Origin of the sequence: Azospirillum sp., from assembly GCF_035627195.1 — a bacterium.
Taxonomy (GTDB): domain Bacteria; phylum Pseudomonadota; class Alphaproteobacteria; order Azospirillales; family Azospirillaceae; genus Azospirillum.
Genome location: NZ_DASPMG010000230.1, coordinates 1 through 9,439 on the forward strand (window position 1 = coordinate 1; position 9,439 = coordinate 9,439).

The following is a 9,439-nucleotide window of genomic DNA, read 5'->3' on the forward strand; positions in this document are numbered from 1 at the left end:
ATCGTGGGCATGGCGCCGCGCCGCATCACGCGCAGCGGCATCGCCCGCTCGTTCCAGATCCCGCAGCTGTTCCTGGAGCACACGGCGCTGGAGAACCTGCTGCTGGCCGCCTCGTCCCGCGACCGCGTGCGCTGGCCGTGGCTGCGTCTGGGCGAGCTGCCGCAGCGCGAGGAGATGCGCGAGCTGCTCGACCTCTTCGGGCTGCTGCCGGTGGCGGACAAGCCGATCCGCGAGATGCCGGAAGGCGTGCGCAAGCTGATCGACATCGCCGTGGCGCTGGCGCTGAAGCCGCGCCTGCTGCTGATGGACGAGCCGACCAGCGGCGTCAGCTCGGCCGAGAAGGTCGGCATCATGGACACGCTGGCCCGCGCGCTGGCGGTGCGCCGGGTCACCTCGGTGTTCGTCGAGCACGACATGGAGATCGTCGAGCGCTACGCCCGCCGCATCGCGGTGTGGAGCGCCGGCCGCATCCTCGCCCTCGGGCCGCCGTCGCAGGTGATGACGGATCCCGAGGTGCTGCGCAACGTGACGGGGGTCTAGGCCATGCTCCCGGTCCCCATGCTTTCCATTCAGGCCATCGACGCGACCATCGAGGGGGTTTCGGTGCTGCGCCGCGCCGACCTCGTCCTGCCGCCGCGCAGCACCGTGGCGCTGGTCGGCCGCAACGGCGCCGGCAAGACGACGCTGCTGCGCACCATCATGGGCTTCGTGCCCGCCGTGTCCGGCTCCATCCGCTTCGGCGACCGCGACATCACGGCGCTGGAGCCGCACCGTCGCCCGCCGCTCGGCATCGGCTACGCGCCGGAGGACCGGCGGCTGTTCCCGACCTTCTCCATCGAGGAGAACATCCTGCTGCCCGGGCAGGTCTGCGGCTTCCCGGCCGCGCTGATGCGCGACCGCCTCGACCTCATCTACCAGGTGGCGCCCGAGCTGAAGGTGATGCGCGACCGCAAGGCGGCGTCCTTGAGCGGCGGGCAGGGCAAGATGGTGGCGCTGGGCCGCGCGCTGATGGTCGGCACCCGCTTGGTCCTGCTGGACGAGCCGTTCCAGGGTCTGGCCCCCGCGCTGGCGCTGAAGTACGCCGAGGCGCTGCGGGCCCTGCGCGACCGGGAGCGCGAGGTCACGCTCCTCATCACCGAATCCAACCCCAGCCTTCTGCGCAGCTTCGCCGAGACCGTCTACCTGATCGAGCGCGGCGAGGTCTCGCGGACCGACGCGCTGTCGGCTGCGCATTGAGTGGAGATTTTCCATGGCAAAGCTCTTCATCGACGGGGTGTGGCAGGCGGCCGACGGCGGCGAGACCATGCCCGTCTTCGCCCCCAGCACCGGGCAGGAGATCGCCCGCATCGCCTGCGCCGGCGCCTCCGACGTGGACCGCGCCGTCAAGGCGGCGCGCCGCGCGGTGGAGGGCGCCTGGGGCCGGCTGACGGCGACCGAGCGCGGCCGGCTGATGATGCGGCTGGCCGAGCGCATCCTGGATCATGCCCAGGAACTGACCGACCTGGAGGCGCGCGACACCGGCAAGCCGATGTCCCAGGCGCGCGCCGACGTCCAGGCGCTGGCCCGCTACTTCGAATACTACGGGGCGGCGGCCGACAAGGTGCACGGCGACACCATCCCGTACCTCAACGGCTACAACATCGCCATCGTGAAGGAGCCGCACGGGGTGACCGCCCACATCACGCCGTGGAACTACCCGGCGCAGATGTTCGGCCGCACGCTGGCCCCGGCGCTGGCCATGGGCAACGCCACGGTGATCAAGCCCGCCGAGGACGCCTGCCTCAGCGCGTTGCGCATCGTCGAGCTGGCGGCCGAGGTGGGCCTGCCGGACGGTGCTTTGAACCTCGTGACCGGAAGGGGGGAGGAGGCGGGGGCGGCGCTGGCCGCGCACCCGGACATCAACTTCATCTCCTTCACCGGCTCGCCCGAAGTCGGCACGCTGATCCAGACGGCGGCGGCGCGGAACCACATCGGCTGCACGCTGGAGCTGGGCGGCAAGTCGCCCCAGGTGGTGTTCGCGGACGCCGACATGGACTTGGCATTGCCCACCGTGCAGAAGGCGATCATCCAGAACGCCGGCCAGACGTGTTCCGCCGGCAGCCGGCTGCTGGTGCAGCGCTCCGTCTACGACGGTTTCACGGAACGGCTGGCGGAGTCCTTCGCCAAGGTGCGCGTCGGGCCGCACCACATCGACCCCGACTGCGGGCCGGTGATCAACCCGGCGCAGCGCGCGCGGGTGCAGGGTTACATCGACCGCGCGCGGGCCGACGGCATCCCGGTGATCGCCGAGGCGCAGTACGTCCCAGACCTTCCGGCCGGCGGCTATTACGTGCTGCCCACCCTGTTCGGCCCGGTGCCGCGCGGCAACGCGCTGGCCTGCGAGGAGGTGTTCGGCCCCGTCCTGTCCATCCTGCCCTTCGAGGACGAGGAGGACGCCGTCCGCCTCGCCAACGCCACGGAATACGGGCTGGTGGCCGGCGTGTGGACGCGCGACGGGGCGAAGGCGCAGCGCGTGGCGCGGCGCATCCGCTCGGGCCAGGTCTTCATCAATTGCTACGGCGCCGGCGGCGGCGTGGAGCTGCCCTTCGGCGGCGTGAAGAAGAGCGGCCACGGCCGCGAGAAGGGCTTCATGGCCCTGGAGGAGTTCTGCGTCACCAAGACGGTGGTCAACTATCACGGCTGAGGGAGCGCGGCATGAGGATCAAGGCGGCGGTGTTGCGGACCATGGGGGTGCGCGCACCCTATGCGGACAGCCGGCCCCTGGCGATCGAGGAACTGGAGCTGGCCCCGCCCGGCGACGGCGAGGTGCTGGTGCGCGTCGTCGCCGCCGGCCTGTGCCATTCCGACCTGTCGGTGATCAACGGCGACCGCCCGCGCCCGGTGCCCATGGCGCTGGGCCACGAGGCGGCCGGCGTGGTGGAGGAGGTGGGGCGCGGCGTCACCGACCTGAAGGCGGGCGACCACGTGGTGATGGTCTTCGTGCCGTCCTGCGGGCATTGCCTGCCCTGCATGGAGGGGCGCCCGGCGCTGTGCGAGCCGGCGGCAGTGACCAACGGCGCCGGCTCCCTGCTGTCCGGCGAATGGCGCCTGCACGGGTCGGGAGGCGAGCGGGTGAACCACCACGTCGGCGTCTCGGCCTTCGCCGAATACGCGGTCGTCTCGCGCAACTCGCTGGTGCGCATCGACCCGTCGCTGCCGCTGGAGCACGCGGCGCTGTTCGGCTGCGCCGTGCTGACCGGGGCGGGGGCAGTCTTCAACACCGCGCGCGTGCAGCCCGGCACCTCCGTCGCCGTCGTCGGCCTGGGCGGGGTGGGCTTGAGCGCGCTGCTGGGCGCCGTCACCGCCGGGGCGGCGCGGGTCATCGCCGTGGACATCGTCGACGGCAAGCTGGCGATGGCCAAGGGCCTGGGCGCCACCCACACCTTCAACGCCACCCAGGACGGCTGCGCCGACGCCATCCGCGACCTGACCGGCGGCGGGGTGGAGACGGCGCTGGAGATGGCCGGCTCGCCGCAGGCGATGGACCTCGCCTATCGCATCACCCGGCGCGGCGGCACGACGGTGACCGCCGGCCTGCCGAACCCGACGCTGCGCTGGCCCTTGAACATCGTGTCGCTGGTGGGGGAGGAGCGCACGGTGAAGGGCAGCTACATCGGCAGCGCCGTGCCGGGCCGCGACATCCCGCGCTACATCGGCCTGTTCCAGGCCGGCCGCCTGCCGGTCGACAAGCTGCTGAGCGAGCGGGTGAAGCTCGACGGCCTCAACGCCGCCTTCGACCGCCTCGCCAAAGGGGAGAGCATCCGACAGGTCCTGACCTTCTGAAAAACTGACAGGGAGAGGAGAACGCCGATGATGTGGAGACAAGCGTTGTACGCCTGCGCGGTGCTGGGCCTGATGGCCCCGGCGGCGCAGGCGGCCGAGGGCATCAAGCTCTATCAGGTGTCCAGCGGCCAGTTGGAGATGGACAAGGGCTGGCTGACCGCCATGCGCGACGTGGGCAAGAAGATCAGCGTGCCGGTCGCCATGTACATCATCGACCACCCACGCGGCCTGACCGTGTTCGACACCGGCAACAACGTCGACGTGTCGGACGGCAAGTGCGAGAGCTATTGGGGCAAGGGCCTGTGCGGCGCCTTCTTCCCGACCCAGAAGCGCGAGGAGGTGATCGACCGCCAGCTGGAGAAGCTGGGCTACAAGGCCGACCAGGTGAAGTACGTGGTCTATTCCCACTTCCACCTGGACCACGCCGGCAACATCAAGCTGTTCCCCAAGGCCAAGCACGTGGTGCAGAAGGAGGAGCTGAAGGCCGCGTGGTGGCCGGAGAAGTTCCAGTCGGCGGCGTTCGTCCTGAAGGACTACGACGCCACGCGCGACTATGATTTCATGCAGCTGACCGGCGACTTCGACCTGTTCGGCGACGGCTCGGTCGTGGTGCTGGACACCAAGGGGCACACGCAGGGCCACCAGTCGCTGCAGGTGCGCCTGCCGAAGACGGGCACGCTGCTGCTGGCCGGCGACGCCGTCTACACGCCGGAGAACGAGGCCGGCGCCATCCCCGGCATCACCTGGAGCACCACGCACTCCATGCAGTCGATCGACCGGTTGAAGCTGATCCGCGACGCCACGCAGGGGCAGATCTGGTACAGCCACGGCATCGAGCAGTACGCCGAGCACCAGCACGACAAGCCGTATGAATGACGGGGGTACGTGCCCCCACCCCGACCCTCCCCCGCAAGCAGGGGAGGGGGAGACGGCCGACCAACCCTCCCCTGCGCAGCGGGGGAGGGTGGCCGAGCGCCAGCGAAGGCCGGGTGGGGGCACGTCAGCCACGGAGAGACCATGCACCCGGCCATCCACCTCCAGGGCGTCGGCAAGTCCTTCGGGTCGCTGCGCGCCCTCGACGACCTCAGCCTGTCGGTGGAGAAGGGCGAGATCGTCGGCCTGCTCGGCCCCAACGGCAGCGGCAAGACGACGACGCTGCGCATCCTCTCCGGCTACCTGCAGCCCGACCGGGGCGAGGTGCGCGTGTGCGGCGAACGCCCGCAGAGCCCGGCGGCGCGGGCCCGCGTGCGCATCGGCTATCTGCCGGAGAAGCCGCCGGTCTACGACGCGCTGCCGGTCACCGGCTACCTCGACTTCGTCGCCGGTGCCCGCGGCCTCGACCGCCGCGCGCGGCGGGCTGAGATCGAGCAGGCGCTGGCCGACTACGACCTGGAATCGGTGCGCAACCGCCGCATCGGCACGCTCTCCAAGGGTTTCCGCCAGCGCGTGGCGCTGGCCCAGGCGACCATCGGCGATCCGGAGGTGCTGCTGCTGGACGAGGCGACCAACGGCCTGGACCCGCTGCAGATGATCGAGGTGCGCGCTCTCATCCGCCGCGCCGGGAAGGGGCGGGCGGTGCTGTTCTCCAGCCACCTGATGCAGGAGATCGTGGCGCTGTGCTCCCGCGTGTTCATCCTGCACGCCGGCCGGCTGGTGGCCGAGCGGCGCCTCGATGGGGCGGGGGAGGCGGCCGGGCCGGCGATGGTGGACGTGCAGGCGACTGATATCCCGGCGCTGCGTCTCACCCACCTGCTGGGCGGCCTGGACGGCGTGGAGGTGGTGGGGGTGGAGATCGAGGGCGACGCGGTGCGCTGCCGCTGCCGCCTCGCATCCGGCACCGACCCGCGCGCCGCCATCGCGGAAGCCGTGGTGCAGCACGGCCGGCTGCTGGCCCTGGTGCCGGTGGCGCCGACGCTGGAAGACATCTTCCTCGACGCCGTGCGCCCCGACGGGCGGGAGGTGGCGGCATGACGCGCTTCCTGGCCATCCTGCGCAAGGAGCTGGCGGAGTACTTCTCCACCCCCATCGCCTATGCGGTGCTGATCGTGTTCTGGGTGGTCAGCGGCTATTTCTTCAGCTTCAACCTGTTCTTCGTGAACGCCATGAACATGGTCACGGCGTTCCACAACATGAGCGTGCTGCTGATCCTGGTGACGCCGCTGATCACCATGCGCGTCTTTTCCGAGGAAGCGAAGACCGGCACGCTGGAGCTGCTGCTGACCCTGCCGCTGTCCGACACGCAGATCGTGCTGGGCAAGTTCCTGGCGAGCCTTCTGGTGATGGTGCTGATGCTGGCCGGCACGGCGACCGCCGTCGTCCCGCTGCTGCTGTTCGGGGAGCCGGATTTGGGGCCGATCCTCGGCGGCTACCTGGGCGTCACGCTGCTGGGCACGGCGTTCCTGGCCATCGGCGTTCTGGTGTCCAGCCTCAGCCAGAACCAGATCGTGGCGGCGCTGGTCACCTGGGCGGTGATCGTGCTGCTGTGGTTCGTCGACTACGCCGCCAGCCTGAACCTCGACTACACGCTGACGCGGCTGCTGAATCACCTGTCCTTCTCCGTCCACTACGTGGACCTGATCCGCGGCGTGCTGAACGGCACGACGGTGGTGTACTTCGCCAGCGTCATCGCCGCCGCCCTGGTCCTGACCGTGCAATCGCTGCGGAGGCGCCACGCATGAACGGTGCCTTGAAGACGCTGTCCCGCAAGGCGGGGTTCTGGCTTCCTGTGGCGGCGGTTCTGGCCGTGCTGGTCGCCGCCAACCTGCTGGCCGCGCGCACGCCGGTGCGCCTGGACCTCACGAGCGCCGGTTCCTACACCCTGGGACCGGAATCGCGCCGGGTGGTGGAGGCGGTGACGAAGCCGGTGTCCGTCACCTTCTTCTACGACCTGCGCAACAAGGCGATGCAGGATTCCAAGGCGCTGCTGGAGCAGTACGCGTTCAACCCGCTGGTCACCGTGCGGGCGGTCGACCCCATGCTGCAGCCGGCCGAGGCGCGGCGCCATCAGGTGCAGTTCGCCGGCACCGCCGTCTTCGAATCCGAAGGGCGGCGCGTGGTCGTCAACGGCGGGACGGAGGTGGAATTCACCAACGGCCTGATCCGCGCCACGCAGCTGGCGGCGCAGACCGTGTGCTTCACCGACGGCCACAACGAGGCCGACCCGTTCAGCCTGAAGACGCACGACCACTTCGAAAACGACATGAGCCACAGCCACAGCCATTCGTCGGGCGGGCGGGCGCTGGAGATCCACGAGCGGCACGGCATGGGCATGGCGCGCGACGCGCTGGACGCGCTGGGCTATCAGGTGCGCGCCGTGCAGCTCAGCCGCGGTCCGGGCCAGCTGGCGGGCTGCACAGTGGCCGTGGTGGCCGCCCCGCAGGTGCCGTTCGAGGCGGCGGAGACGGAGCAGCTCAAGGCCTGGATGGCGGCGGGCGGGCGCGCCGTCGTCCTGCTGGAACCCTTCGTGGCGCACGGCCTGGACGCGGTGTTGGCCGACTTCGGCATCCGCCACCAGCGCGCCCTGGTGCTGGACGAGGAGAGCCATTACTGGACCGACGGCGGCACGCCGGCCGTCACCCGCTACAACCGGCACCGCATCACCCGCAACCTCGCCATGACCTTCTACGCGGGTGCGGCGCCGCTGGCCCCGGCGCCGGGGCCGCGCGCGGCCGGGGTGACGCTGAACCCGCTGGTGCAGACCAGCGCGCGCTCCCGTACGCAGCCGCTGGCCGGCGACGCCGCGCCGGACACCGGGGCGCAGACGCTGATGGTGATGGCGACGCGGACGCTGGAGGGGGAGGGGGCCAAGCAGCGGCAGGCGCAGCTGGTGGTGGTCGGTGACGGCGACTTCGCCACCAACTCCTTCTTCGGGCGTTTCGGCAACGGCACGCTGTTCCTCAACACGGTCAGCGCGCTCGCCGAGCAGGACAAACTGATCGACATCGTGCCGCGCAACTACGAGATGCGCACGGTGCAGCTGACCAACGGGCAGATGCAGGCCGCCTTCCTGACCAGCACCGTGGTGCTGCCCGGCCTGGTGGCCGCGCTGGGCATTGTCGCCTGGAGGCGCCGGCGATGACGGAGGCGGCATGATCGATGCGGCGGCCCTGCGTCCCCTGCTGTGGGGCGCCGTCCTGCTGGCCGGCGTCGCCGCCAGCGTCTACGCCGTGCGCGACGGCGGCGACGCCCACCACGCGGACGAGCATGCCGAGGCGGTGGAGTATCTGGTCGCGGTGCCCGACGTCGCCGCCGTGGAGCTGCTGCACGCCGGCCGGCTGGCGCGTTTCGACCGCACGGGGGAGGGGCACTGGTTCCTGCATCCGGACGCGCACAGCCACGCGCCCGGCGACGCCCGCGCCGATCACGCGCACGCCGTCGCGCCCGAATCCAGCGAGCGCATCGGCAAGGCGCTGGGCCTGTTCGCCCGCGCGCGGATCGAGCGTCCGGTGGGGACGGCGGAGGACCGGGCGCGCTTCGGCCTCACCTTTCCCGATCTCGTGGTCGCAGTCTTCGCGCCCGGCAAGCCGCGCGCCGCGCTGACGCTGGAGGTGGGCGACGTCGCCCCGGACGGGCTCAGCCGCTACGTCCTGATCGTCGAGCGCGGGACGGTGGTGACCATACCCAACTACCACATCGCCAACCTGACCGGCCTGCTGAAGGGGTAGACATGCCGCGCGTCCTGCTTTTCCTGCTGCTGGTGGTCGGCGGTGCCGCGCAGGCCCACGTCGCCAACCTGTCGTCCTCGACGCTGGAGGTCGCCGGACACGAGGTGCGCGCCCGGCTGGCGCTCAACCCGGCCGACGTCGCGGCGGCCGTGGGGCAGGGTGGGGCCGGCGCAACGCTGGCCTACATCGACCGCCACGTCGCGGTCCTGGACGCAGCCGGCCGCGCGTGCGAGCGCACCCAGGGGCAGGTGACCGCCGGCCCGCACGTGTCCGGTCCGCATGTGGAGGCGGCGCTGGTCTGGCTCTGCCCCGGCACGCCCATGACCTACCGCGCCACGCTGTTCCAGGAGCTGGACCCGGCCGCCCGCCACGTCGTCCTCCACGCGGGGCCGGACGGCGAGCGGCAGGCGGTGCTGGACGCCCGCCGGGCGGACGTGCCGCTGGCCGAGCCGATGACGGCCGCCGAAGCGGCGTGGGCGTACCTGTTGAGCGGGATCGAGCACATCTTCCTGGGCTACGACCACGTCGCCTTCCTGCTGGCGGTCATCCTGTGGGCGCGCAGCGTGCGTTCGCTGCTGGCGATCGTCACGGGGTTCACGCTCGCCCACTCCGTCACGCTCAGCCTCGCGGCGCTGGACGTGGTGTCGGTGCCGGGCGCGGTGATCGAGCCGCTGGTGGCGGCCAGCATCATCTTCGTCGCCGCCGAGAATTACATCATCCCCAACGCGGCGCACCGCTGGTGGGTGGCGACCCTGTTCGGCCTCGTGCACGGCTTCGCCTTCGCCGGTGCCCTGGGCGAGGTGGGCCTGCCGCAGGGGGCGAAGCTGGTGGCGCTGGTGTGCTTCAACCTGGGCGTCGAGATCGGCCAGATCGCCATCGTCCTGATCGCCGTGCCGCTGATCGTGGCGCTGGAGCGGCGGTTGAGCGCCGTCGCCGCGCGCCGCCTGATCCAC

10 protein-coding genes are annotated in these 9,439 nt (G+C 71.2%); all 10 read left to right on the top strand.

Going from position 1 to position 9,439, the window contains the following annotated elements:
- Positions 1-540: ATP-binding cassette domain-containing protein (locus VED21_RS20945; protein WP_324885641.1), on the top strand; the 540-nt coding region annotated here is incomplete at its 5' end.
- 3 nt (positions 541-543) lie between these two features.
- Positions 544-1,236 carry an ABC transporter ATP-binding protein gene (locus VED21_RS20950; RefSeq protein ID WP_324885643.1) on the top strand — a complete coding sequence of 231 codons (693 nt, stop codon included), beginning with the start codon at positions 544-546 and terminating at the stop codon, positions 1,234-1,236.
- A gap of 13 nt (positions 1,237-1,249) precedes the next feature.
- Positions 1,250-2,683, top strand: a complete 1,434-nt coding sequence (locus VED21_RS20955; RefSeq protein WP_324885645.1) for an aldehyde dehydrogenase family protein — start codon at positions 1,250-1,252, stop codon at positions 2,681-2,683.
- Between the two features lie 11 nt (positions 2,684-2,694).
- Positions 2,695-3,822, top strand: coding sequence for a zinc-dependent alcohol dehydrogenase family protein (locus VED21_RS20960; protein WP_324885647.1), 1,128 nt, complete (start codon positions 2,695-2,697; stop codon positions 3,820-3,822).
- Positions 3,823-3,849: 27 nt separating this feature from the next.
- Positions 3,850-4,698 (top strand): N-acyl homoserine lactonase family protein, encoded by an 849-nt coding sequence (locus VED21_RS20965; RefSeq protein WP_324885649.1) that lies wholly within the window; start codon positions 3,850-3,852, stop codon positions 4,696-4,698.
- Positions 4,699-4,839: 141 nt separating this feature from the next.
- Positions 4,840-5,793 (top strand): ABC transporter ATP-binding protein, encoded by a 954-nt coding sequence (locus VED21_RS20970; protein WP_324885651.1) that lies wholly within the window; start codon positions 4,840-4,842, stop codon positions 5,791-5,793.
- On the top strand, positions 5,790-6,500 hold the full coding sequence (locus VED21_RS20975) for an ABC transporter permease (RefSeq protein WP_324885653.1): 711 nt from the start codon (positions 5,790-5,792) through the stop codon (positions 6,498-6,500). Before VED21_RS20970 ends, VED21_RS20975 begins: the two co-directional genes overlap by 4 nt.
- Positions 6,497-7,900 carry a GldG family protein gene (locus VED21_RS20980; protein ID WP_324885655.1) on the top strand — a complete coding sequence of 468 codons (1,404 nt, stop codon included), beginning with the start codon at positions 6,497-6,499 and terminating at the stop codon, positions 7,898-7,900. Before VED21_RS20975 ends, VED21_RS20980 begins: the two co-directional genes overlap by 4 nt.
- Positions 7,901-7,910: 10 nt before the next feature.
- Positions 7,911-8,486 (top strand): DUF4340 domain-containing protein, encoded by a 576-nt coding sequence (locus VED21_RS20985; protein WP_324885657.1) that lies wholly within the window; start codon positions 7,911-7,913, stop codon positions 8,484-8,486.
- Positions 8,487-8,488: 2 nt separating this feature from the next.
- Positions 8,489-9,439 (top strand): HupE/UreJ family protein (locus VED21_RS20990; protein WP_324885659.1); only part of this gene is annotated, 951 nt, incomplete at its 3' end.

Coding starts and splice junctions, on each gene's coding strand:
- VED21_RS20950 (WP_324885643.1), top strand. CDS start 544: ATGCTCCCGGTCCCCATGCTTTCCATTCAGGCCATCGACGCGACCATC.
- VED21_RS20955 (WP_324885645.1), top strand. CDS start 1,250: ATGGCAAAGCTCTTCATCGACGGGGTGTGGCAGGCGGCCGACGGCGGC.
- VED21_RS20960 (WP_324885647.1), top strand. CDS start 2,695: ATGAGGATCAAGGCGGCGGTGTTGCGGACCATGGGGGTGCGCGCACCC.
- VED21_RS20965 (WP_324885649.1), top strand. CDS start 3,850: ATGATGTGGAGACAAGCGTTGTACGCCTGCGCGGTGCTGGGCCTGATG.
- VED21_RS20970 (WP_324885651.1), top strand. CDS start 4,840: ATGCACCCGGCCATCCACCTCCAGGGCGTCGGCAAGTCCTTCGGGTCG.
- VED21_RS20975 (WP_324885653.1), top strand. CDS start 5,790: ATGACGCGCTTCCTGGCCATCCTGCGCAAGGAGCTGGCGGAGTACTTC.
- VED21_RS20980 (WP_324885655.1), top strand. CDS start 6,497: ATGAACGGTGCCTTGAAGACGCTGTCCCGCAAGGCGGGGTTCTGGCTT.
- VED21_RS20985 (WP_324885657.1), top strand. CDS start 7,911: ATGATCGATGCGGCGGCCCTGCGTCCCCTGCTGTGGGGCGCCGTCCTG.